This is a genomic window from Oryzomonas sagensis (assembly GCF_008802355.1).
Classification (GTDB): Bacteria; Desulfobacterota; Desulfuromonadia; order Geobacterales; family Pseudopelobacteraceae; genus Oryzomonas; species Oryzomonas sagensis.
Map to the genome: position 1 here is coordinate 366443 of NZ_VZRA01000003.1, position 23859 is coordinate 390301.

The 23859-nt window shown below is 56.2% G+C and carries 19 protein-coding genes; 16 read left to right on the forward strand and 3 right to left on the reverse strand.

Annotated elements, in window-relative coordinates:
• Positions 1-62: 62 nt before the first annotated feature.
• From leuS to holA, 3 genes are read left to right on the forward strand one after another with little or no spacing between them, the layout of a single operon-like run.
• Entirely contained in the window at positions 63-2534 is a 2472-nt protein-coding gene (gene leuS, locus F6V30_RS12510; protein ID WP_151157284.1) for a leucine--tRNA ligase, read from the forward strand.
• An 11-nt stretch (positions 2535-2545) separates the two neighbouring features.
• Entirely contained in the window at positions 2546-3076 is a 531-nt protein-coding gene (gene lptE, locus F6V30_RS12515) for an LPS assembly lipoprotein LptE (RefSeq protein WP_151157285.1), read from the forward strand.
• 2 nt (positions 3077-3078) lie between these two features.
• Positions 3079-4083: a DNA polymerase III subunit delta gene (holA, locus tag F6V30_RS12520; RefSeq protein WP_151157547.1), complete on the forward strand. Its 1005-nt coding sequence runs from the start codon at positions 3079-3081 to the stop codon at positions 4081-4083.
• Positions 4084-4238: 155 nt separating this feature from the next.
• On the opposite strand, the gene rpsT is transcribed toward holA, so the two are convergent.
• From rpsT to purM, 3 genes are all read right to left on the reverse strand, one after another.
• The gene (gene rpsT / locus F6V30_RS12525; RefSeq protein WP_151157286.1) at positions 4239-4502 is read right to left on the reverse strand and encodes a 30S ribosomal protein S20; all 264 of its coding nucleotides are present in this window, start codon (positions 4500-4502) and stop codon (positions 4239-4241) included.
• Between the two features lie 88 nt (positions 4503-4590).
• A complete protein-coding gene (gene purN / locus F6V30_RS12530) occupies positions 4591-5211 on the reverse strand; it encodes a phosphoribosylglycinamide formyltransferase (RefSeq protein WP_151157287.1) in 621 nt (206 codons plus the stop codon).
• Entirely contained in the window at positions 5211-6263 is a 1053-nt protein-coding gene (purM, locus tag F6V30_RS12535) for a phosphoribosylformylglycinamidine cyclo-ligase (RefSeq protein ID WP_151157288.1), read from the reverse strand. Before purM ends, purN begins: the two co-directional genes overlap by 1 nt.
• Positions 6264-6441: 178 nt before the next feature.
• Here purM and pilB point away from each other — a divergent pair, with 178 nt between their 5' ends.
• The 13 genes from pilB (at position 6442) to F6V30_RS12600 (ending at position 23851) form a co-directional block, all read left to right on the forward strand.
• Entirely contained in the window at positions 6442-8148 is a 1707-nt protein-coding gene (gene pilB, locus F6V30_RS12540) for a type IV-A pilus assembly ATPase PilB (protein WP_151157289.1), read from the forward strand.
• 14 nt (positions 8149-8162) lie between these two features.
• Positions 8163-9266, forward strand: a complete 1104-nt coding sequence (locus tag F6V30_RS12545) for a type IV pilus twitching motility protein PilT (protein WP_151157290.1) — start codon at positions 8163-8165, stop codon at positions 9264-9266.
• Between the two features lie 19 nt (positions 9267-9285).
• On the forward strand, positions 9286-10500 hold the full coding sequence (locus F6V30_RS12550; protein ID WP_151157291.1) for a type II secretion system F family protein: 1215 nt from the start codon (positions 9286-9288) through the stop codon (positions 10498-10500).
• Positions 10501-10503: 3 nt separating this feature from the next.
• Positions 10504-12135, forward strand: a complete 1632-nt coding sequence (locus F6V30_RS12555) for a two-component system sensor histidine kinase NtrB (RefSeq protein ID WP_151157292.1) — start codon at positions 10504-10506, stop codon at positions 12133-12135.
• 17 nt (positions 12136-12152) lie between these two features.
• Positions 12153-13319, forward strand: a complete 1167-nt coding sequence (locus F6V30_RS12560) for an ABC transporter permease (RefSeq protein WP_151157293.1) — start codon at positions 12153-12155, stop codon at positions 13317-13319.
• 15 nt (positions 13320-13334) lie between these two features.
• A complete protein-coding gene (locus tag F6V30_RS12565; protein WP_151157294.1) occupies positions 13335-14078 on the forward strand; it encodes a hypothetical protein in 744 nt (247 codons plus the stop codon).
• Complete coding sequence (locus tag F6V30_RS12570) at positions 14078-16735, forward strand: cation-translocating P-type ATPase (RefSeq protein WP_151157295.1); 2658 nt, start codon at positions 14078-14080, stop codon at positions 16733-16735. The genes F6V30_RS12565 and F6V30_RS12570 overlap by 1 nt, the downstream gene beginning before the upstream one ends.
• Before the next feature lie 104 nt (positions 16736-16839).
• Positions 16840-17508 carry a hypothetical protein gene (locus F6V30_RS12575; RefSeq protein ID WP_151157296.1) on the forward strand — a complete coding sequence of 223 codons (669 nt, stop codon included), beginning with the start codon at positions 16840-16842 and terminating at the stop codon, positions 17506-17508.
• A 75-nt stretch (positions 17509-17583) separates the two neighbouring features.
• Entirely contained in the window at positions 17584-18036 is a 453-nt protein-coding gene (locus F6V30_RS12580; protein ID WP_151157297.1) for a DUF1003 domain-containing protein, read from the forward strand.
• Positions 18037-18203: 167 nt separating this feature from the next.
• Positions 18204-18830, forward strand: coding sequence for a hypothetical protein (locus F6V30_RS12585; RefSeq protein ID WP_151157298.1), 627 nt, complete (start codon positions 18204-18206; stop codon positions 18828-18830).
• Between the two features lie 115 nt (positions 18831-18945).
• Positions 18946-20592 carry a fatty acid--CoA ligase gene (locus tag F6V30_RS12590; protein WP_151157299.1) on the forward strand — a complete coding sequence of 549 codons (1647 nt, stop codon included), beginning with the start codon at positions 18946-18948 and terminating at the stop codon, positions 20590-20592.
• Between the two features lie 326 nt (positions 20593-20918).
• Positions 20919-21659, forward strand: a complete 741-nt coding sequence (locus tag F6V30_RS12595; protein WP_151157300.1) for a PEP-CTERM sorting domain-containing protein — start codon at positions 20919-20921, stop codon at positions 21657-21659.
• A gap of 143 nt (positions 21660-21802) precedes the next feature.
• Complete coding sequence (locus tag F6V30_RS12600; protein ID WP_151157301.1) at positions 21803-23851, forward strand: tetratricopeptide repeat protein; 2049 nt, start codon at positions 21803-21805, stop codon at positions 23849-23851.
• The last annotated feature ends 8 nt before the right edge of the window (positions 23852-23859 follow it).

Sequence of the window (23859 nt, forward strand, 5' to 3'; positions counted from 1 at the left end):
CCGGTACGCACACGTGCTCTTTATACGTAATCCAATTTTATGGTCCAGAAAGGAACATCATTGTGGAACAGAAGTACATCCCCAAGGATATAGAACAAAAATGGCAGCGCTGTTGGGAGGAAGCGGCATCCTTTGCCGTCACCGAAGATCCGGATAAGAAGAAGTATTATCTGCTGGAGATGTTTCCCTATCCCTCCGGCAGGATACATATGGGCCACGTGCGCAATTATTCCATCGGCGACGTGGTCGGCAGGTTCAAGAAGATGCGCGGCTTCAACGTGCTTCACCCCATGGGATGGGATGCCTTCGGGATGCCGGCTGAAAACGCCGCCATCCAGAATAAGAGCCATCCGGCCAAGTGGACCCATGAAAACATCGACTATATGCGCGGCCAGCTCAAGAAAATGGGGCTTTCCTACGACTGGGGCCGCGAACTTGCCACCTGCGACGTGGCCTATTACCGCTGGGAGCAGAAGATCTTTCTGGAGATGCTCGCCAAGGGGCTGGCGTACAAGAAGACCTCCTTTGTCAACTGGTGCCCGAAATGCGAGACCGTGCTGGCCAACGAACAGGTGGAGGACGGCGCCTGCTGGCGGTGCGACAGCGAGGTCAAGCAGAAGGAGCTCGATCAGTGGTTCTTCCGCATCACCGATTACGCCGAGGAGCTGCTGGAGTGGACCTTCAAGCTCCCCGGGTGGCCGGAGCGGGTGCTGACCATGCAGCGCAACTGGATCGGCAAGAGTATCGGCTGCGAGATCGATTTTCCCCTGGAAGGGCGCAGCGAGTCCGTCAAGGTCTTCACGACCCGCCAGGATACGGTCTTCGGCGCCACCTTCATGTCCCTGGCCCCCGAACACCCCCTGGCCCGACAGGTGACCACTTCCGACCGGAAAGCCGAGGTCGACGCCTTTATCGAGAAGGTCAAAAAGACCGACCGCATCAAGCGGACCGCCGATGACTTTGAAAAGGAAGGGGTCTTCACCGGTTCCTACTGCATCAATCCCCTCACCAAGGCCCGCATGCCGGTGTATCTGGCCAACTTTGTCCTGACCGACTACGGCACCGGCGCGGTCATGGCGGTGCCGACCCACGACCAGCGCGATTTCGAGTTTGCCCGTAAATATTCGTTGCCGCTCCAGGTCGTGATCCAGCCGGAAGGGGAGAGCCTCGATACCGCCTCCATGCAGGCCGCCTTCACCGAGGTCGGAACACTGGTCAACTCGGGCCGGTTCGACGGTCTGAAGAGCGATGCCGCCAAAGAGGCCATCGCCGATTACCTGGAGCAGGAGGGGATCGGCAAGAAGACGGTGAATTTCCGTTTGCGCGATTGGGGCATCTCCCGGCAGCGCTACTGGGGCAACCCCATCCCGGTCATCTACTGCGACGACTGCGGCGTGGTGCCGGTGCCGGAACAGGACCTGCCGGTGCGGCTCCCCATGGACGTGGAGTTCAGCGGCGAAGGGGGAAGCCCGCTGGCCAAGCTGGACTCCTTTGTCACCTGCACCTGCCCCAAATGCGGCAAGGCGGCGCGGCGCGAGACCGACACCATGGACACCTTCGTCGAGTCGTCCTGGTATTTCCTGCGCTACTGCTGCCCCGACTTCCAGGACGGCCCCCTGGACAAAAAGCGGGTGGATTACTGGATGTCCGTTGACCAGTATATCGGCGGTATCGAGCACGCCGTCCTGCATCTCCTGTATGCCCGTTTCTTTACCAAGGTGTTGCGCGACCTGGGGTACGTCTCCTGCGACGAACCGTTCACCAACCTGCTGACCCAGGGCATGGTCATCAAGGACGGCGCCAAGATGAGCAAGTCCAAGGGCAACGTGGTCGATCCCAATGCCCTCATCGAGCGCTACGGCGCCGATACGGCCCGCCTCTTCTCCCTGTTTGCAGCGCCGCCGGAAAAGGATCTGGACTGGAGCGACCAAGGGGTGGACGGCTCGTTCCGTTTCATCAACCGCGTGTGGAAACTGGTCCATGACCGCCTCGACCTGGTGAAAAACGCCGCTGCGCCGGACCTGGCAACGCTTACGACCGAGGAGCGCACCCTGCGCCGTGCCGTCCACAAGACCATCAAAAAAGTGACCGAGGACATCGAAGAACGGTTCCATTTCAATACCGCCATCGCATCGATCATGGAACTGCTCAACACGCTTCAGCCCGCGGAACTCCAAACGCCGCAGTACGGCGCCGTCATGAAAGAGGCCCTGGAAACCACGGTGCTGCTGCTGGCTCCCTTTGTCCCGCACGTGAGTGAGGAGTTGTGGCAGCGCCTCGGCAATGCCACGCCCCTTTCCCGCACCGCCTGGCCGGAATACGACCGGGATGCGGTCGTGGACGAAGAGGTGCTGGTTGTCGTCCAGGTCAACGGGAAGCTCCGTACCCGGATCACGGTGAGTGCCGGGACCAGCATGGAGGAGCTCGAAAAGTCTGCCCTGGCGGACGAAAAGGTGCTCCCGTTTCTCGAGGGCAAACAGGTGCGCAAGGTCATCTGCGTGCCGGGCAAGCTGATCAACATCGTGGTGGCGTAGGGGGAGGGGACATGTCTTTCGGAGGTCTATTCCGCCTTTTCCCGCTCCTGCTGCTCTGCTGCACGTTGTTATGTGCGGGGTGCGGCTATCGCTTCGCCGGAACGGCCGGAAACACGCTGGCAACGGGCCAGTCGATCTGGGTGGCGTTCATCGTCAACGAGACGGTCAGCCCAACTGCGCAGACCGTGATCCGGCGGGCGTTGTACGAGGAAAGCCACACCATGAGGGGATTGTCCCCGGCGGACAAAGAGGCGGCGGCCGACCTCAGGGTGCGGGGCAAACTGGCCTCCTATACCCTCAAGGCGGTCTCCTATTCTGCCGCCGACCAGGTGAAGGAATACCGTCTGACCATCTCCGTTGATCTGGAATTGCATAAAAAGGGCGGGACGGCCCCTGTGTGGAAGGGAACCGTCCAGGCATCCCAGGACTTCCCCGCGTCCACCGACCTGGCCCTGCAGCATAACGCCGAGGAGGCGGCCCTGAAGGCGGCCTCCCGGACCCTGGCCGACCGGTTTCTCGTGGCCGTGGAACAGGCCTATTGATCATGACTGCCCAGGAGTTCGAAACCGCCGTCAACAAGGGGACCATCCCGCCGCTCAGCTATCTGTACGGCGAGGAGACGTTCCTGATCGAACGGGCCGTGCGCCAATTGCTGGAACGGGCCATCGATCCTTCGCTCAAGGATTTCAACTTCAACGTTTTCTACGGCAATGAAACCAAAGGGGTCGAAATCCTCGATGCCGCCCAGACCCTGCCCATGTTCGCCGAGCGGCGGGCCGTGCTGGTAAAACGCGCCGATGCGCTCAAGGCCGATGTGCTGGAGAGCCTGCTGCCCTATGTCCGCAATCCGGCGGCAACCACGTGCCTCGTGTTCACCGGCGCCAAGATCGACCAGCGCAAGAAATTCTTCCAGGAGCTCAAGAAACAGGGCTGCCTGGTGGAATACAAGCGGCTCTACGACAACAAGCTGAGCGGCTTCATCCAGAGCGAAGCGGTGGTCCAGGGAAAAACGATCGACCCGGCCGCCGCCGGGTTGCTGTCTCTTCTGATCGGCAACAACCTCCAGGAGTTGGCGTCCCAGATTGAAAAACTGGCTGTGTACTGCGGCGACCGGTCGCGGATAACCGTGGAGGACGTACGCGTCATCGCCAGCAGCAGCAAGGCGTTTACCGCCTTCGAGCTTGCCCGCTTCCTGGGGATGCGCGATTTGCAGAATGCCCTCAAGAGTCTGGGGGCTCTCTTTCGCAACGGCGAGGATGCGCCGATGATGATCGGCGCCCTGACCCGGCATTTCCGGCAGTTGTGGCGGATCAGGGAGTTGCTGGACCGCAGGGTGTCCCAGGCCGATATCGGCCGGGAACTCAATATCCACACGTTTTTTCTGGGGGAAGTGGTCCAGCAGGCGCGCAATTTTTCGCGGGATGAATTGGGAATGTTGTTCGAGGAACTTTATCGCTGCGACGTTGCGTCCAAGACAGGGGGAGGGCAGTCGGCCGGTTTGATGCACGGCTTGGTGGTCGGGATCTGTACGGCAACGCTGGCACGGTAATGCATATGCATTTTGAAACGGGGATGAACGGGGCAACCACCGATAGGTGATGGGTAGTGCCGGCGCCGCCACATGGTCGTCAGATGCGAAAAAAGGGAACGCCCCGTTTGAGGGAGGTTCCCTTTTTGATTCATATGTGTATGTGCCGGTGTGTCTTACGCCAGGGTATTGACGAGCTTGGTCAGGCGCGACACGTTCCGGGAGGCGTTGGAGGTGTGGATCACGCCCTTGGAAGCGGAGGCGTCGATGACCGGAATGGCGGCCTTCAGGGCTGCGGTGGCGGCTTCCTTGTCCTTGGCCTCGACAGCCTCGCGCACCCGTTTGATATATGTCTTCAGCGTTGAGGTAACGTGCCGGTTGCGGGCATTCCTCTTGGCGTTCTGTTTAATCCGTTTGATTGCCGATTTGTGATGTGCCAAGCTGCACCTCCGTATGATTCTTTTCGCGTGTAATGTCTAAATTGAAGCTAGTTTAGTAACACTACTGCGGTTGCGTTGTCAAGATAAATTATGGCGACAGCCTGACCCGTCTGCCCTCCACACGAATCTTCCCCGCGCAGAAGAGGCGTATGGCCTCGGGATAGATACGATGTTCCTCATGCTGAATGCGGGCCGCGAGCTTTTCTTCCGTGTCGTCTTCCGGGACGGGAACGACCGCCTGGAGGATGATCGGACCGGTGTCGGTTCCGCCGTCCACGAAGTGAACCGTGCAGCCGCTAAAGCGGACACCGTAGTCAAGGGCTTGTTTCTGGGCGTGAAGGCCCGGGAAAGCCGGCAAAAGGGCTGGGTGGATGTTCATGATGGCGTGGGGAAACGCCGTGACCATCACATCGGTCAGAATCCGCATGAAGCCGGCCAGGACCACCAACTGGGCGCCATGGTCCCGCAACAGATCCACCAGGGCGGCATCGTACTCCCGGCGGTCGGCGTAAGCGCCACTCTCGTGGATGATTGCCGGAATGTTGTGCTTTTCGGCGCGTTTCAGGGCAAAGGCATCACGTCTGTTGCTGATCACGCACGCAATGGTGGCATTGATCCCGCCTGACGCAATGCGGTCGATAACGGCCTGGAGATTGGTGCCGTTTCCCGAAACCAGAACCGCCAGCCTGACCGGATTTCCGTCAGTCACTACCCCTCCACCAGTTCGACGCACTCGCTGCCGTCCGCGCAGGTGGTAATGTCGCCGATAACCCAAGCCTGCTCGCCAAGCCCCTTCAGGCGGTAGACGATATCCTCGGATTCCTCCTCCGAGACAGCCACCACCATGCCGATCCCCATGTTGAAGGTGCGGTACATCTCCGCACGTTCGACGTTGCCGGCCTCCTGCAAGATGTGAAAAAGGGGTTGCCGTTCCCAGCGATCCAGGTGGATGGTGGCTTTACACCCCTTGGGCAGGATGCGGGGGATGTTTTCCAGCAGTCCGCCTCCGGTGATATGGGCAATGCCGTTGATCCTGAAATCCTTGAGCAGGTTCATGATGGAACGGATATAGATGCGTGTCGGCGTCAGCAGCTCTTCGCAGACGGTCCGGCCGGTGTCGGCCAGCTGGGAGTCCAGGGACAGCCCCAGGCGTTCGAAGATGAGTTTGCGCGCCAGCGAGTAGCCGTTGCTGTGGAGTCCGCTGGAGGCTATGCCGATCAGGCGGTTGCCGACGGATATGCCCGAGCCGTCGATGATGTTGTCCCGCTCCACCACCCCTACGGCAAAACCGGCGATATCGTACTCGTTATCGGCGTAGAAACCGGGCATTTCAGCCGTTTCGCCGCCGATAAGGGCACAGCCGGCCTGTTTGCATCCTTCGGCAATTCCTTTGACGATGTCCGCCGCTTTCTCGGGCTGGAGCCTGCCGGTTGCCAGGTAGTCGAGAAAAAAGAGCGGCTCCGCTCCCTGTACCACAATATCGTTGACGCACATGGCCACCAGGTCGATGCCAACGGTATCGTGGCGGTCTGCCATAAAGGCGATCCTGAGCTTGGTGCCGACGCCGTCGGTCCCGGACACGAGCACCGGGTTTTTATATTTGGCGGTATTTAACGAAAAAAGGCCGCCGAAACCGCCGATATCTGCCATGACCTCCGGGCGGGACGTGGCCTTGACCAGCGGTTTAATCATGCTGACAAAGCTGTTGCCGGCCGCTATATCAACCCCGGCATCCTTATAGGTTATCCTTCGTTCGCTCAAACCCTCTACCTCCTTAGATGAAAAACTTTTGTAAAACACGGGCGGTAAAATGTCAATTTCAAACTGCAAAAGCTGATTTGTTCGGCTCTGGTAGCGTGCCGGTCCGGCAACAACAACAGCTTGACAATACTGGGTACTCCGCATAATATCTCACGACGCTGACATTAGCGGGGGTGATATGCAGTCGAGCCGGCTGGGAGAGATCCTGGTAAAAAACAACCTGATCACCAAGGAACAGCTTGCCAAGGCGCTTGAGGAACAAAAGCTTTCCGGTGGCCAGATGCGTCTCGGCACGATTCTGATCAAGCAAAATGCCATCAGCGACCAAAATCTTACCTCGTTTCTCTCCAAGCAATACGGCGTTCCTGCCGTCAATCTCTCTGATTATGACATAGACCCCGCCGTCATCAAGGTCATTCCCCAGGAAGTTGTCCAGAAATACCAGCTTATACCGGTCAACCGCGCCGGCGCAACGCTGATCGTCGCGGTCAGTGATCCGTCCAATCTGTTCGCCATCGAAGACATTAAGTTCATGACCGGCTATAATGTGGAGATGGTGGTTGCGTCCGAATCGGACATCAAAAACGCCATCGACAAGAATTACGATCAGTCCGCGTCGCTGGCCGATGTCATGGGCGACATGGATTTTGAGGATGTGGAGGTCGTCGGCGAGACCGACGAGGTGGACGTCAACTCCCTGGAACGGGCCACCGAGGACGCTCCGGTTGTCAAGATGGTCAATGCCATCCTCCAGGACGCCATCAGGAAAAAGGCCAGCGATATTCATATCGAACCCTACGAAAAGGTGTTCCGCGTCCGCTACCGTATCGATGGTGTCCTCTACGAGGTGATGAAACCGCCGCTCAAGCTGAAAAACGCCATTACCTCCCGTATCAAGATCATGTCGGAGTTGGATATCGCCGAACGGCGACTGCCCCAGGATGGCCGTATCAAGATCAAACTGGGCGGCGGCAAGGACATGGATTTTCGCGTTTCGGTGCTGCCGACGCTGTTCGGCGAGAAGATCTGCCTGCGGCTCCTGGACAAGAGCAACCTGCAAACGGACCTGACCAAGCTGGGGTACGAACCTGAGGCCCTGGCGCACTTTTTGCGCGAGATTCACAAGCCGTTCGGCATGGTGCTGGTCACCGGCCCCACCGGCAGCGGCAAGACGGTTTCCCTCTATTCGGCCCTGGCGGAGCTCAACAAGGTTTCCGAGAATATCTCCACCGCCGAGGACCCGGTTGAATTCAACTTTGCCGGCATCAATCAGGTGCAGATGCACGAGGATATCGGCCTCAATTTTGCCGCGGCGCTGCGCTCTTTTCTGCGGCAGGATCCCGATATCATCATGATCGGCGAGATTCGTGATTTCGAGACCGCTGAAATAGCAACCAAGGCGGCCTTGACCGGCCACATGGTGCTTTCCACCCTCCACACCAACGATGCCCCGGCCACCATCAACCGCCTGCTCAACATGGGGATCGAACCGTTTCTGGTAGCGTCGGCCGTCAACCTGATTACGGCCCAGCGCCTTGCCCGCCGGGTCTGCGCCGAATGCAAGGAACCGGAAGACATCCCGGTCCAGGCATTGATCGACGCCGGCGTCTCACCCGATGAGGCGCCTTCCTTTGTCTGCATGCGCGGCAAAGGGTGTTCCGTCTGCAACAATACCGGCTACAAGGGGCGGGTCGGTTTTTATCAGGTTATGCCCATGCTTGATGAAATCCGTGAACTGATCCTCAATGGCGCCAATACCGCCGAGATCAAGCGGGAGTCAATGCGGCTGGGCATCAAGACCATGCGTCAGTCAGGGCTCACCAAGCTCAAGGAAGGAGTCACTTCCTTTGAAGAGGTCCTGCGGGTAACTGTTGCTGACGACTAGAAAGGACGGGCTCAATGGTTAATCTGCACCAACTGCTGAAGGTTCTTGTCGAAAGCAATGGTTCCGACCTGCATATCACCACCAACACCTCGCCCCAGATCAGGGTTGACGGCAAGCTGACGCCGCTGGATTTCCCGCCGCTGAACCAGGTTGAGACCAAGCAGCTCTGTTATAGCGTCCTGACCGATGCCCAAAAGCACAAGTTCGAAGAAGAAAACGAATTGGACCTTTCGTTCGGGGTCAAGGGGCTTTCCCGCTTCAGGGGCAATATATTCGTCCAGCGCGGGGCCGTGGCCGGGGTATTCAGGGTTATCCCCTACCGCGTCCTGACGTTCGAAGAGCTTGGGCTGCCCGCCATCGTTTCCGAGTTGGCGGCCAAGTCCCGGGGGCTGATTCTCGTGACCGGCCCGACCGGCAGCGGCAAGTCCACGACCCTGGCTTCCATCATCGATTACATCAATATCAACCGCCACGAGCACATCGTCACCATCGAGGACCCGATCGAGTACCTGCACCCCCATAAAGGGTGTCTCGTCAACCAGCGCGAGGTGGGGGCCGACACCAAGGGGTTCAAAAATGCCCTCAAGTACGTGCTGCGCCAGGATCCCGACGTGGTTCTGGTCGGCGAGATGCGCGATCTGGAAACCATCGAGGCGGCGCTGACCCTCTCGGAAACCGGGCATCTCTGTCTGGCCACTCTGCATACCAACTCCTGCGTCCAGACCATAAACCGTATTGTGGATGTGTTCCCCCCGTATCAGCAGACCCAGATACGGGCGCAGCTTTCCTTTGTACTGGAGGGAGTCATATCCCAGGCGCTGATCCCGAGAATGAACTCGCGGGGACGTGCGTTATCCCTGGAGATCATGGTTCCCAATGCCGCCATTCGCAATCTGATTCGTGAAGACAAGGTCCATCAAATCTATTCACAGATGCAGGTCGGGCAGGAGAAGTACGGCATGCAGACGATGAACCAGTCGCTCCTGTCCCTGTATCAGAAACGAATGATATCCCTGGAAGAGGCCCTTGGGCGCTCTCAGGACCCGGAAGAACTCAAGCAGATGATCAATAACCCCTCTGCCGGCCTGAATATGCAGAGACGGCCGCCTGCTCACTAAAAGCGAGGAGTATCGGACAATGCCAAAATTTTCATGGGAAGCACGCACCAAAACCGGTGGCGTGCAGAAGGGCGTCATTGAGGCTGCAAATACCAACATCGTTGAAGCCCAGTTGAAAAAGTACGGTTTTACCAATATCAGCATCAATGAACAGGTCAAGGCGTTTTCCATCAAACTCCCCAAGTTTGGCGGCGGCAAGGTCGAAACCAAGGATCTGGTCGTCTTCACCCGCCAGTTTGCCACCATGATCGATTCGGGCCTGCCGCTGGTCCAATGCCTTGAGATCCTTGCCAGCCAGCAGGAGAACAAGACCTTCAAGGATATACTCTATAAGGTGAAGGAGAGTGTGGAAAGCGGTTCCACCTTTGCCGACGCCCTCGGCAAGCATCCCAAGGCCTTTGACCAGCTTTATGTCAATCTCGTGGCCGCAGGCGAGGTCGGCGGTATCCTCGACACCATCCTGAACCGCTTGGCGGCCTACATCGAAAAGGCCATGAAGCTGAAGAAACAGATCAAGGGGGCCATGGTCTATCCCATCACCATCATGTCCATCGCGGTTATTGTCGTCGGGGTCATCCTCATTTTCGTCATCCCGACCTTCGCCAAGATGTTTGCCGATTTCGGCGGCGATTTGCCGGCCCCGACCAAGTTTGTCATCGGCCTGAGCAATTTCCTGATGAAGTACATCATTGTCATCATTGCCGTCATCTTCGGCATTATTACCGCCATCAAGAAATACTACGCCACGGCCGGCGGGCAGAAGAAGATCGACCGCATGGCGCTCAAGGCGCCGATAGCCGGGCCGCTGATCAGGAAGGTTGCCGTTGCCAAGTTCACCAGGACCCTGGGCACGATGGTCAGTTCCGGCGTGCCGATTATGGACGGGCTTGATATCGTGGCCAGGACCGCCGGCAACAAGATCGTCGAAGAGGCGATCTACGGCGTGCGCCAAGCCATCTCCGAGGGCAAGACCATGGCCGAGCCGCTGGCCTCCTGCGGCGTTTTTCCCCCCATGGTCGTCCAGATGATCGCCGTTGGCGAGGCGACCGGCGCCATGGACGCCATGCTGGGCAAGATCGCCGATTTCTACGATGACGAGGTGGACGATGCCGTTTCGGCCATGACCGCCATGATGGAGCCGCTGTTGATGGTGTTTCTGGGAACGGCTGTCGGTGGTTTGGTCGTTGCCATGTACCTGCCGATCTTCAAGCTGGCGGGGACCGTCGGCGGCTAAGATATGGGGCTTGAACGAAAACTCAGGCTTTTCATCTATGCCAGGATCGTGGTGTCATTCCTGTTCCTGGCGTCTACCGTACTCCTGAATTATCAGGACCTTACCTCGGCTGATGGGCACCTTCAAAGCGGTTTGATCCGCTTGATGGCGTTTTCGTTTCTGTTCTCCCTGTGTTGCCTGTTGTTTCTCCGGCTCCAGAGATACCACGCCTTTATCGCCTACCTCCAGACGATCTGGGATCTGCTCTTCGTAACGGTCCTCCTGCTGTTCACCAACGGCATACTCAGCCCCTATTCCTTTCTCTATCTCCTTTCCATCATGAGCGCCGGTCTGTTGCTGGGGGGGCGGCAAGCGCTCTACGCAGCATCCCTCTGCAGCATACTCTACGGTTCCATCGTCGATCTGCAATACTTCGGCCTGCTGGCCTCGATCGGCCTCAGCCGGTCCGATGCCCAGCAACTTGGCGCATCGCACATTTTTTACACGATCTTCTTCAACCTCATGGGCTTTTATCTGACGGCCCTTATCACCAGTTTTCTTTCGGCGCGCGCCAGGGAAAGCGAGGAAGCGCTCCGCGAGAAAACCGTCAACTATGATGAGCTGGAGCGTTTGAGCACGAGCATCGTATCGAATCTGGAAAGCGGTCTGCTTACGATTACCCCGGCCGGCAGGATCAGGGTTTTCAATCGTTATGCCGAAACGATTACCGGCATGACGCAGGCTGATGCCTATGATACCCGGCTTGCGGACATCTTTCCGGCGCTTGCGGATATTGCCGGCAATATGGACTCCCGGATGGACGGGGAGCTCGAATATGCACTGCCAAGCGGCGAGATGATGACCCTCGGCTACAACACCGTGTCGTTCTGCGACAGCCAGGGAGCATCGGCGGGGGCAATCGTCAACTTCAAGGACCTCACCTCCATGAAACGGATGGAAACGGCCCTGAAAAGGGCGGACCGGCTGGCGGCGCTCGGCGAGGTATCCGCCCGCATGGCCCACGAAATCAGAAACCCTTTGGCGGCCATGAGTGGCTCGGTCCAGATGCTGGCCGAGCACGGTTCCGTATCGGAAGACGATCAGCGGCTGTTGAAGATCGTGCTGCGCGAGGCGGGAAGGCTCAACGGTCTGATTACCGATTTTCTTGCCTATGCCCGTCCTTCATCCCCCTGCAAGGAGCGGTTCGAGTTGCGGCCGCTGGTGGAAGACCTGATTATGCTCCTGTCTTCGGACAGTCACTTCAGTACGGTGTCCTTTCGTAATCTCGTTGCCGCGCATATACTGATTCAAGCCGATATCAATCAACTGCGGCAGGTCCTGCTGAATCTGTTCCGTAATTCCGCGGAGGCCATGCCGGAGGGGGGCGTGGTGGGGATCGAATCGCGTTTTCAACTCAGCGGAGCGGATGGTTTCAACAAAACCCCCGCAGCGGTTATTACGGTGACCGACAGCGGTTGCGGTATCGACAGCACTACGGCGGCCCACCTGTTCGAACCCTTCTGGACCACCAAGGCGGAGGGTTCCGGCCTTGGGCTGGCCGTCACCTACCGCATTATCGAAGCCCACGGCGGGACCATCACCGTCGAATCGCCTCCCGAGGGCGGCTGCTGTTTTACCATCACGCTCCCTGTGTAACGGACAGGCCGATTGAGATGCCCATCCCGGTTTCCTACAGCTTTCGCAATCTTTTCACCCGCCGCCTGACAACCTTTCTGACGGCAACGGGAATGGCGCTGGTGGTGTTCGTTTTCGCTTCGATCCTGATGTTGTCGGCGGGATTGGAGAAAACGCTGGTTGAAACCGGTTCCGACGATAATGTCATTGTCACCCGCAAGGCGGCCAACTCGGAGGTGCAAAGCGGTGTGGAGCGCTCCCAGGCCGCCATTGTGGAGAGCCTGCCGGATATCGCTACCGGAAGCGACGGCACCCTCCTGGCGGCCAAGGAACTGGTCGTCCTGATAAGCCTTCCCAAGCGGGGCAGCGACAAGCCGGCCAATGTGGTCATCAGGGGGATTGATCCGGCGTCCCTCAAGCTCCGTCCCCAGGTGCGACTGGTAGAGGGGCGCATGCCACGTCCCGGTTCAACGGAAATCATGGCGGGCGGCAGTATCGCGCAGCGCTTCAAAGGCGGCGGGATCGGCGAATCGCTGCGCTTCGGCATGCGCGACTGGACGGTAGTCGGTATCTTTGATGCCGGCGCTACCGGTTTCAATTCCGAGATATGGGGTGATGCCATCCAGTTGATGCAGGCTTTCCGACGGCCGGTGTACTCCTCGGTCACCTTCCGGCTGCGCGACAGCGGCGACTTTTCTGCGGTCAAGGCCAAGCTGGATGCCGACCCGCGACTGACGTTGGATGTGCGCCGCGAAACCCGCTACTATCGAGATCAATCCGAGGCCATGGCCAAGTTTTTACGCATACTCGGCATGTCGTTGACGGTGATCTTCTCCCTGGGCGCCATCATCGGTGCCATGATCACCATGTATGCCGCCGTCGCCAACCGGGTCGGAGAGATCGGCACCCTGCGGGCCCTCGGTTTCCAGCGCAGCAGCATCATGCTGGCCTTTTTGATGGAGTCCCTGCTGCTCGGCCTGATCGGCGGTGTCGCCGGACTTTTCATGGCGTCATTCATGCAATTTATCACCATCTCGACCATGAACTGGCAGACCTTTTCCGAGCTTGCCTTTTCATTTACCCTTACTGTCGAAATTATTTACAAATCACTCTTGTTTTCACTGCTCATGGGGTTTGTGGGTGGCGTAATCCCGGCCGTGCGGGCCAGTCGTCTGAATATCGTCGATGCCCTGCGGGAAGGTTGAAATGGAGAAGCGTTGATGAACGGATTGTTCCGTAAAAAACACATCGTATTGGCGGCCCTGGCCGGGGCATCGCTGGCCCTGTACCTGATTGACTACTCTGTTCTCGGCAACAGCCGCGACATCGCTTCCAGTTTTTTAGGAAATCTGGCATTCCTGCCACTTTATGTCATATTTATTACACTAATAGTTGAGCAAATTGTCCGGGAGCGGGAGCGCCAGGCGGTCATGCGCAAGCTCAATATGGTGATCGGTGTTTTTTTCAGCGAGGTCGGCAACCGTCTGCTCAGGGAGCTATCGACCTGTGTGGCGACCTGTGGAGAATTGAAAGGCCATCTCGTGATTGGCGGGAACTGGAAAGATGACGAATTCGCAAAGGCGCTGGACTACCTGGGCCGGACCGATATCAGGATCAGTTGCGATGCAGGGGGCAAGAACCGGCTGAAGGCGTTCCTGATCGAAAAGCGCACGTTTCTGGTTGGGCTCCTGGAAAATCAGAACCTGCTGGAGCACGAGCAGTTTACCGACCTGCTGTGGGCCGTATTCCATCTGGTGGAGGAGTTGGAGGCGCGGTCATCCTTTGAGGCAATGTCTCCGAGCGATACCGAACACATCAATGGTGATATCAAGCGCGTTTTCGGGCACCTGTCCCGTGAATGGGTCCTGTACATGCAACACCTCAGGGTTGACTACCCCTACCTGTTTTCCCTGGCCGTCCGCCTCAACCCCATGCTCGACACCCCGGATCCCCGGGTCTACTGATGGAGTGGCACCTGCGGGACATCGCAACCGTTCTGGCGGAACAGAAGGTCGATGCCGCCTGCGGCCTCTCATCCGGCGAAGCCGCCTGCCGCTTGTCCCGTTTCGGCAGTAACGAATTGCGGGAGCGGGGCGGCACGTCGCCCTGGCTGATTCTGTGGGAGCAGTTCACCTCGACCATGGCGCTGATCCTGACCGGGGCAGCGTTCCTTTCTGCTTTTGTCGGTTCTTTCAAAGACAGCCTGACTATCCTTGCCATCGTCTGCCTCTTTGCCCTCCTGGGATTTGTACAGGAATACCGTGCGGAGCGGGCCATGCGGGCGCTCAAACGGCTGGCCGTGCCTGTGGTGCGGGTGCGGCGCAACGGGATGCCGGTTGAAATTCCGGCAGTCGATCTGGTGGCGGGCGATATCGTCCTCTTGGAGGCAGGCAACCTGGTGCCGGCCGATTGCAGGGTGATTGAGGTCTACAGCCTCCGGGTGCAGGAGGCGGTCCTGACCGGGGAGGCCGAAGAGGTCGAAAAGTGTGTCGAGGCCTTGGGAACAATGGATGATCCCATTCCGACCGGCGAGCGCGTGAACATGGTCTTCATGGGCACCACGGTTGCCTATGGCCGTGGGGCGGCCGTTGTGGTGGCAACCGGCATGAACACGGAGTTGGGGCGTATCGCCGGCATGTTGCAGGATGTGGCCCAGGAATGGACGCCGTTGCAGAAGCGCCTCGACCGCTTGGGAAAAATTCTGGCCCTTGCCGCGGTGGCGGTTTCGCTGTTGTTTCTGGCCATCGGCCTGCTGCGTGGCGAGGACCTGCGCCTGATGCTGATGACCGCCGTCAGCCTGGCGGTGGCCGCTATCCCGGAGGGATTGCCGGCGGTAGTCACCATTACCCTGGCCATCGGCTCGCAACGCATGCTGAAACGTCACGCCCTGATCCGCAAGCTGCCGGCTGTTGAAACCCTCGGCTCGGTGACCGTGATCTGTTCCGACAAGACCGGCACCCTGACCCAGAACCGCATGACGGTCACCGAGGTCGTCACCAGCGCAGAAGTCCTGCAACAGGCCGCTCCGCAGCTCGACGGCGCGGAATCGGAAGCTGAAGCCGCCCGCCGTGGAATACTGGCCTGTGTTGCGCTCTGCAACGAGGCCGTGCTGGCGGAAGGAGAGGGGCAGGGGGTAGGGGACCCGACCGAGATCGCGCTTCTTGCGGCCGCGGCACAAGAGGGACTGTTGCGCCATGAGCTGGAGGCCCGCCTGCCGCGCGTTGCCGAGACTCCCTTTGATTCCACGGTCAAACGCATGGTCACCTTCCACACGGTTGGAGATGCTGCTGTTGCGGCATCGCTTGGACTTCCCGCCCCTCTGAACACCGGTGAATGTCTTGTGGTCGGCAAGGGGGCGCTGGGGGCGGTGCTGGAACTGTGCGACCGGGTCGGCGACCAGCCGCTTGCGGCAGCGGAGCGTCAGGCGGCCATGACGGCCGTCGACCGCCTGGCGGGCCAGGGAAGGCGGGTGCTGGCCGTTGCCTGCGGCATCGGCGGCCGGGACACACACGCTGTTCACGGTCTTTCCCTGATCGGTTTGGTCGCTATGATGGACCCCTTGCGCCCCGAGGCGCGGGATGCGGTTGAACTCTGCCGCCAGGCGGGCATCCGGCCAGTCATGATAACCGGCGACCACCCGTTGACCGCCAGGTCCATTGCCGACGGGCTGGGTATGGGGGAGGGGGGGCGGGTCATGACCGGTGCCGAGCTTGAGCATATCGGCACGGCCGGCCTGGTTGCGGCGGGCGGGGAGGTGTCGGTCTATGCCCGGGTCTCGCCGGAGCACAAGCTGATGATCGTCGATGCCCTGCAACGCCAGGGGCAGGTGGTGGCCATGACCGGGGACGGCGTCAACGATGCCCCGGCCCTGAAAAAGGCCGATATCGGCGTCTCCATGGGGATAACCGGCACCGACGTGGCCCGCGAGGCGGCCGATATGGTGCTCCTGGACGACAACTTTGCCACCATTGTCTCTGCGGTGCGTGAGGGGCGCACCATCTACGACAATATCCGCAAGTTCATCGAATTCTCCGTGGCCGGCAACCTGGGCAAGATTCTGGCGGTGCTGACCCTGCCATTTCTGGGATTGCCCAGCCCCCTTACCCCGCTGCAACTGCTCTGGCTCAACCTGCTCACCGACGGCCTGCTCGGCCTGGGGATGGGAGTGGAACGCTCCGAGCCGGACGTCATGGCCCGTCCCCCGCTTTCTCCAACCTCCCAGATCTTCGATCGCCGCATGGTGCGCCATACCCTGTTGACCGGGGGGATTATCGGCACTTCGACCATTCTGCTGACCTATCACCATTGGCGGTTCCACCCCGAGAACTGGCAGACCGTATTGTTCACCTCCCTGGCCTTTGCCCAGATCGGCCAAGCCATGGCCCTGCGCTCATTTCGGCACTCCTTTTTCCGCATGGGGCTCTTCGGCAACCCCCTGCTCCTCTCCATGGTCGGATTAGTGATCCTGCTGCAGGGGATGGTCGTTTATCTGCCGGCCATGCAGGCCTTCTTCAAAACCACCACCCTGGCTGCCGAGGCGCTGGCCTGGGTCTTTGTCCCGGGAATAGTGCTGTTCGCCGTCCTGGAGGTCGAAAAGGTCGTCGTGCGGCGGGTGGCGTAAAGTTATCCCTGTGACGTTGTGTTTAGTTTGTACCTCAGTTGTGGTAGTATGTTCCTAGAAAAGGGGATGGTTTGGTTTCTCGCGTCGCACAACGGGAGGTGGCTATGAAACGGCTTATCCTGGCGGCACTGATGGGGCTCACGATCTTGATCCAGACAGGGTGCGGCAATGACGGCGGCAGAGCGCACCCGACATTCGTTGCCCAGATTGTGAGCGATTCTACTTCTGACGGCGATATCGCACGGGATTCCGTCAGCGGCGTTTTCACCGTTACGCAGGGCATGTCGCCAACTGTCCAAAGCGTGTTCGCCGGCATAGATCCGGCTACCGGGGCCGAATACCGCGCATTCCTCGATTTCCCCCTGACCGAGGCGGGCGGCGTCCCGGGGAATGCCGTTATTTTGTCGGCGTTCCTGGATATCGTTATCACCAGTATCCAGCCCCAGCCCCTGAGCGGTACGATCCCGGTCCGCATCGACCTTGTTTCCTTTCAGCCGCCAACGCTGGTGGGAACGGATTTTGATCGAACGCTCCAACCGGCGCTGGCAACCACCACGATCACCCCTCCCATTTCCCAATCAGATTTCGGAAAGCATGTAACGGTGGATGTGACAGGTTTGATGGTGGAAGCACAGCGGTTGGGACTGCTCAACTTCCAGGTCCGTATCCTGCGTGATGCGGGGATCGCTTCGTCGGGGCTTATTGAAATCAACGATACCACCGGAACGAACCGGGGCATTCTCGCACCGCTGTTGCAGGTCACCTACTTCTAGCCTGCGGTGATGCAGGAGGAACAGGACCGGAAAAAACGACCTAGTGCAGCCTCAGTTTTATCTTGAAAGGATCACATGAGCTCACTGCGATTCCCTGAACCGTTCAAGCATGAACACGAACCGGTCCAAAACGTCAACGAAATACTCGAAGCTCAATTGACGTTCGGCCAGAAGGCGTCGGATTGGTTCGCCCTGAATCTCGGCTCCTGGTGGTTCATTACCATCCAGTCCATCATCCTGGGCGTCTGGATCGTGGTCAACGTGACCGCTTGGGCTCGGCACTGGGATCCCTATCCCTTTATCCTGATGAACCTGGTGTTGTCCATGCAAGCGGCCTATGCCGCCCCCATCATCATGATGAGCCAGAACCGGCAGGCGGCCAGGGACCGGTTGGAGGCCCACAACGACTACCTGATCAACCAAAAGGCTGAAAAGGAAATCCGTGCCATTCTGGATCATTTGGCAGCCCAGGACCAGGCCCTTCTGGAGATTCACCAGATGATCGCAGAGTTGCGAGGCGACAGATGAAGGGAGGAGGGAACCCCGGCGAGCGCTAAACGCTGTCGCTCTCTTCCCCCGTAGTTGCAGGATGGAAACATCAGTAGTATCTCTCGTGATCATACCGCGCAGTCTGAATAGAGGTCAGGCTGCGCGTTTTTTTTTTTTTTTGCAATTCTGTCCGCCGGGAGACCATCATGGCACCACAAATCGATGAACTGATCCAGAAGATCAGGGAGCTTGAAGAAGAACTGGAGGTCGAGTTCCGCACCAAACGGGAGCAGTTCCAGTTTATCATCGAGGAGAAGCGCGTCCGTTTCGCCGAAGAGGCGGCACGCCAGCAGCGCCGCCTCAAGACCGGGTTTTTCCGCTATTTGGCTGAATCCCGGCCGCTGAACGTTCTGACCGCCCCGGTCATCTATGCCGGATTCATCCCTTTTCTGTTGTTGGATCTTTTCCTGTTGATCTACCAGGCGGTCTGTTTCCCGATCTACGAAATTCCCAAGGTCAAGCGTGCGGAATACCTGGTTTTTGATCGTGAGGACCTCCCCTATCTCAACATCATAGAAAAGTTGAACTGCTTTTACTGCTCCTATGGCAATGGACTGGCAGCCTATTTTCGGGAGATCGCCGCCCGCACCGAACAGTACTGGTGCCCGATCAAGCATGCTCGCCGCATCCGGGCCGCCCATGATCGCTATCCTCGCTTTTTTGAGTACGGCGACGCCGAAAGTTATCGCAAAGGGTTGGAGCGGCTAAGGAAAGAGTTTGACAAGGGCAACGGCATAAAACAGGAGGGCAAAAAGGCACAGAAGGATACATAAATACAACATAGCGGGTGGACTTTTGGAGAACACGTCGGTAGTATGAATCCGTTTGTCTGCGGCCGGATCGGCCCGCAGCGAAAGCGAACAATGATGTCGAAAGGACACTGTTTTCATGAAATGCATCCCCATTCCCCGCACCGAATCCGCCCATGACTACCAATTACTGATCAAACGACTGCTCCTGCACCCCATAGTGGATGCGCCGGACCAGGAAATCGTCTACCGGGACCAAGTCCGCCATAGTTACCGCCAGTTCCGCGAGCGGGTCCAGCGCCTCGCGGCGGCCCTGACACGGATGGGAGTGAAACCGGGAGATACTGTGGCGGTTATGGATTGGGACAGTCACCGCTATCTGGAGTGCTTTTTTGCCGTGCCGATGATCGGCGCGGTGCTGCACACCATCAACGTGCGTTTTTCCGCGGAACAGATTCTCTTCACCATCGACCATGCCGAGGATGACGTGCTTCTGGTCAACTCCGAGTTTCTGCCAATCCTGGAACAGATCCGCGGCCGCATTGACACGGTGCGCGACTTTATTCTCCTCAAGGGCGACGAACCGCATCCCCACGAGACAACCTTGACATTCACCGCCGAGTACGAGGAACTGCTGGCCTCGACCCCGCCGGAATTCGAATTTCCCGACTTCGACGAAAATACCCGTGCCACCACCTTTTATACCACCGGCACCACCGGCATGCCCAAGGGGGTCTACTTCAGTCACCGCCAACTCGTGTTGCATACCCTGGGGGTCCAGGCGGCGCTCTGCTCCTCGGTTGTCCAGGGATGTCTGCATCGCGGCGACGTTTACATGCCCATCACTCCCATGTTCCATGTTCATGCTTGGGGGTTGCCCTATGTGGCCACGTCACTGGGGCTCAAACAGGTCTACCCCGGTCGTTACGCACCGGATATGCTGCTGGAACTGATCGAACGCGAAAAGGTCACCTTTTCCCATTGCGTGCCGACCATTCTGCACATGCTGCTCAAACATCCCCATGCGGCCAAGATCGACCTGAGCAACTGGAAGCTGATCATCGGCGGCGCTGCCATGTCCCAGGCGTTGTGCATGGCGGCATTGGGACACGGCATAGATATTTTTACCGGCTACGGCATGTCCGAGACCTGTCCCATCCTGACCCTTGCCCAATTGACCCCCGATATGCTGAAGCTAAGCCCGGAAGAGCAGGCCGAGATCCGCTGCAAGACCGGTTTGGCGCTTCCCTTGGTCGATCTGAAAGTGGTGGGGGAAGGGCGGGACGAGATGCCTCGCGACGGCCGCAGCACGGGCGAGATTGTCGTCCGCGCCCCCTGGTTGACCCAGGGATATCTGAAGGATCACAAAACCTCCGAGAAACTCTGGGAGGGAGGCTACCTGCACACCGGTGACGTGGCGGTGCGGGATGAGCGGGGATACGTGAAGATAACCGACCGGAGCAAGGACGTCATCAAGGTCGGTGGAGAGTGGATATCCTCTCTGGAATTGGAGGATATCATCGCCCATCATCCCGCTGTGGCCGAGGTGGCCGTGATCGGCCTGCCCGATGAAAAATGGGGCGAGCGGCCCTTGGCCTTGGTGGTGCCAAAACCGGGCACGGTGGTCGTTGAAAAGCAGATTCAGCACCATGTTCGGGAATACGCCGACAAGGGGATGATCTCCAAGCAGGTCGTCCTTCTCAGGACGCGGATGGTGGAGACTATTGATAAGACGAGTGTGGGGAAGATTAATAAGGTGGCGTTGCGGGAAAGGTATGTTTATTGAGTCTTACGATAATAAAATGAGGTCTAATAATAGCCTAAAAAATTGCCAAGAGCTTTGTTAAATTATCCGACACGGGACCTCTCATACATCTAAAAAAGTGTAAAAATTACTGACAGGTTAGTCTCGTGCCCTTATCATGTTTGTGAATATCAAATATATGTATTTGCATATTTAGCTTGTTGTTAATATTAATGAAACGTGCAGCTTAATTGGAGATGAAAAGTAAATGTAAAGCAAAGCAATACTGGTCTCGCTGTTTAAGGTGGCACACAAATTGCTTCTAATTTCTGTAGTAAACAAAGCGCTGCACTTATTGGGGGGATAAGATGAAACTAACAAATTTTAAAATTACCAAGGCTATCCTCGCAGCTCTAGCGATATTTTTTGTATCGGGAGTTGATGCTAATGCAACCTTGATTTATTCAAATAATTTTGAGGATACCGTTGGAAGTGAATGGTCAGTCAATACAACATCTGTAACCCCCATAGGCAATCGTCACTTTTTAGGTGATTTTTCCAACGACTCTACAACTCTTACTCTGAGTGGCCTTTCTGCAGGTTTAGCAACTGTATCATTTGATGTGTATTTTATCCGATCATGGGACGGCGACAACCAGGCTTTTGGCCCTGATTATTTTAATGTGGCAATCAACAATTCTCAGCTTCTACACCAATCTTTCAGCAACGGTGACCTCAGTATGCAGTCAAACGCATCACAAGCTGCTGAACGCTATACCCTTGGATATTCCTATTACAATGGCCTCCCCGGATATAATGTAACATATTCCAACATGGATTCAGTTTACCACTTTGTCCTTACGCTCCCAAGCCTCTCCAACCTCATGGCTATTACTTTTTCGGGTAAAGGTTTGCAAGATAACTATGTCACTGGATTAGATGGCTCTTCATATCTTGACGAATCATGGGGGCTCGACAATGTAATTGTGGATGTTGCCCCCGTACCGGAACCTTCCGGTCTCTTGATGCTCTTTACCGGTGGGGCTATATTGCTGATATTGTGTTGGAGGAAACCATTTAATAGTGCCAGACTTTATTTAAATATTTAAATCGTTGCAGACAAACACTTTCTTTGTAATGTATTGTAATATCTAAATTATATTCCAATTTAGATTGAAACTAATTGAATAGTCGACCAATTGGCTGGTAAGTTGTTGTTTAATTGAATTTATTCTGTCTGAGCGAAAGGAAAATGATGTTCGCCCAGTTTCTGCTATACCCCCTGATTGCTCTGATCGTTTTGTTCCCACAATTTTCTTCGGCAACAGAAGATGCCCACACAATGTTTATGAAGGGTATGTCACTGGAGGCATCTCTCCAGACGTTTGCAGCGCGTAGTTGTTTTGCTAAAGCGACCCAGATAGAGCCAGACAATACGGGTTATAAAGAACATAACGCGTGGTTCCTCAATGAATATGGCTTCTCTGAAGAAGCCGAAAAGTTTTTTTTAAATTTGGTAAAAATTAAACCGACTGATACTATCTATCGTGGACTTGCCTGGAACCAATTGGCTGTCGGGCATCTGGCTGAGTCTGTTGCAACATATCGAAAAGTTATTCCTGATATATCATCAACATTCCTTGAGTCGAGGACATTAGTTAGTATCCGTCGTCGGCTTAGCGAAGATAATGCCGCTAAAATAAATAAGCTTCTTGTCCATCTCTCCCAGTCACCATCGGATACCTCTGCTCAACAAGAACTGTTCAGAACATATACCTATCAGAGGTTGTGGGACGATGCCTTTCGCATCGGTCAACAAATTCGCAACGATGATCCTAACAATCTTCATTTTCGCTGGGAGTTTGCGCGCATGCTTTTTTGGAGTAATCGACTTGAACAAGCCGACTCTGAGTTTGCATCTATGGCCGCAACTCATCCAGACAATCCTTTTATACTTTGGGAATGGGCAAAAGTTCAGTCGGCAAGAAATAGGCTTGAAGAGGCCGGAAAAAATCTTGAGAGGGCATTACTACTTGCACCGGCAACACCCGAAATTATCAAAGATTTGGCCGAACTGCATGCTCGTAGGGGGGACAGCCAGAAATCTTTAAAATCAACTCAACTACTTCTTCAAAACAAGGAACGACCGCTAATTGCGGCCTTGACAGAGGCGCGCTGTAACCATTTTCTTGGGAATGGAAATAAAGCACAGCAACTATACAAACAGATTCTTGCCTTATATCCTGCCAATCAGGAAGCTCTCTGGGGACTTGCTGAAATTTCCGTTAAAACTGGCCCTGTTTACGATGCGATGAATGCTATTAAACAACTTGAAACTATTAACGATAGTGACCCACGTATTTATGAATTGCTAGAGATACTTAAAATATCAAGCTTGCCACGAATAACTGTTCGGACAGATTGGTACAGCAATTCTAATAATTATTCCCGTTTAAATAGTGGTTTTGATTTTGAAGGCCCACTGTGGGTGGGACTGTTAACCAAAACTGGCTATATCTACTCTAGGTTTCGCCAAAACGGTTTTAATACCATTAACCGTCAATCAGTTTTTGTGCAGGCAGAAAAGAAAATTCAACACTATCTCGCTATAACCGGTCGGTTGGATGGCAACTTCTATGACAATCAACAAAATCACCTAAACTTACGCCTGTCTTCAACCGTTGAACTTAATTCTTTAGGCGTAGTTAAGCTAAGTTATGACCATATTGACATAATCGACACAGAACCGGCCTTTGGTAATCAATTCTATAACCCTGTCGTCTCTATAGGCGCAGCACGTCTAAAGTTGACCACAAATGACTATTCTGTTTATCTTCGACAAGGGATCGTCAAGGAATGGGCTCTGTGGGGAAAACTGACATATGGCGATTATTCTGACGATAATCTTAAACTTAGCTCCGTTGTTGGAGTAGATTATTCACCAGAACTGTTTCCAAATTTTAAGGCATATTATAGTTACTTTTTTTTGGATTATTCCCATAAAGCTCTAGAGAGTGCGTATTTTGACCCTTCAAATTTTTCTGCCCACACTACCGGAATGGCATACCGCGTAAAATCAGATCGCTTTATCTACGGAGGGGAGTGGAACCTAAACTATCTTCAACGTAGCGGGGGCATTGGCAACACTATTTCAATCTTTACCGGCCTTGATATTGGTAACACCCAAGGGCTGCATTGTGAGGCAAAGTATTTTTATCAGAATAGAGGAGAAAATCGGGATTCGTTTAGTGGTCATTATGCCGCCCAGCAAATTCTGTTGTCTTATTTTGTCTTGTTCTAGGAGGGGCA

Bases quoted from the DNA above. Each gene is read 5' to 3' on its own strand.
- F6V30_RS12580 (WP_151157297.1), top strand. From the start codon at position 17,584: ATGAGCTCACTGCGATTCCCTGAACCGTTCAAGCATGAACACGAACCG.
- F6V30_RS12600 (WP_151157301.1), top strand. From the start codon at position 21,803: ATGATGTTCGCCCAGTTTCTGCTATACCCCCTGATTGCTCTGATCGTT.
- lptE (WP_151157285.1), top strand. From the start codon at position 2,546: ATGTCTTTCGGAGGTCTATTCCGCCTTTTCCCGCTCCTGCTGCTCTGC.
- F6V30_RS12590 (WP_151157299.1), top strand. From the start codon at position 18,946: ATGAAATGCATCCCCATTCCCCGCACCGAATCCGCCCATGACTACCAA.
- F6V30_RS12570 (WP_151157295.1), top strand. From the start codon at position 14,078: ATGGAGTGGCACCTGCGGGACATCGCAACCGTTCTGGCGGAACAGAAG.
- F6V30_RS12565 (WP_151157294.1), top strand. From the start codon at position 13,335: ATGAACGGATTGTTCCGTAAAAAACACATCGTATTGGCGGCCCTGGCC.
- F6V30_RS12575 (WP_151157296.1), top strand. From the start codon at position 16,840: ATGAAACGGCTTATCCTGGCGGCACTGATGGGGCTCACGATCTTGATC.
- F6V30_RS12550 (WP_151157291.1), top strand. From the start codon at position 9,286: ATGCCAAAATTTTCATGGGAAGCACGCACCAAAACCGGTGGCGTGCAG.
- F6V30_RS12585 (WP_151157298.1), top strand. From the start codon at position 18,204: ATGGCACCACAAATCGATGAACTGATCCAGAAGATCAGGGAGCTTGAA.
- F6V30_RS12545 (WP_151157290.1), top strand. From the start codon at position 8,163: ATGGTTAATCTGCACCAACTGCTGAAGGTTCTTGTCGAAAGCAATGGT.
- F6V30_RS12560 (WP_151157293.1), top strand. From the start codon at position 12,153: ATGCCCATCCCGGTTTCCTACAGCTTTCGCAATCTTTTCACCCGCCGC.
- holA (WP_151157547.1), top strand. From the start codon at position 3,079: ATGACTGCCCAGGAGTTCGAAACCGCCGTCAACAAGGGGACCATCCCG.
- F6V30_RS12595 (WP_151157300.1), top strand. From the start codon at position 20,919: ATGAAACTAACAAATTTTAAAATTACCAAGGCTATCCTCGCAGCTCTA.
- pilB (WP_151157289.1), top strand. From the start codon at position 6,442: ATGCAGTCGAGCCGGCTGGGAGAGATCCTGGTAAAAAACAACCTGATC.
- F6V30_RS12555 (WP_151157292.1), top strand. From the start codon at position 10,504: ATGGGGCTTGAACGAAAACTCAGGCTTTTCATCTATGCCAGGATCGTG.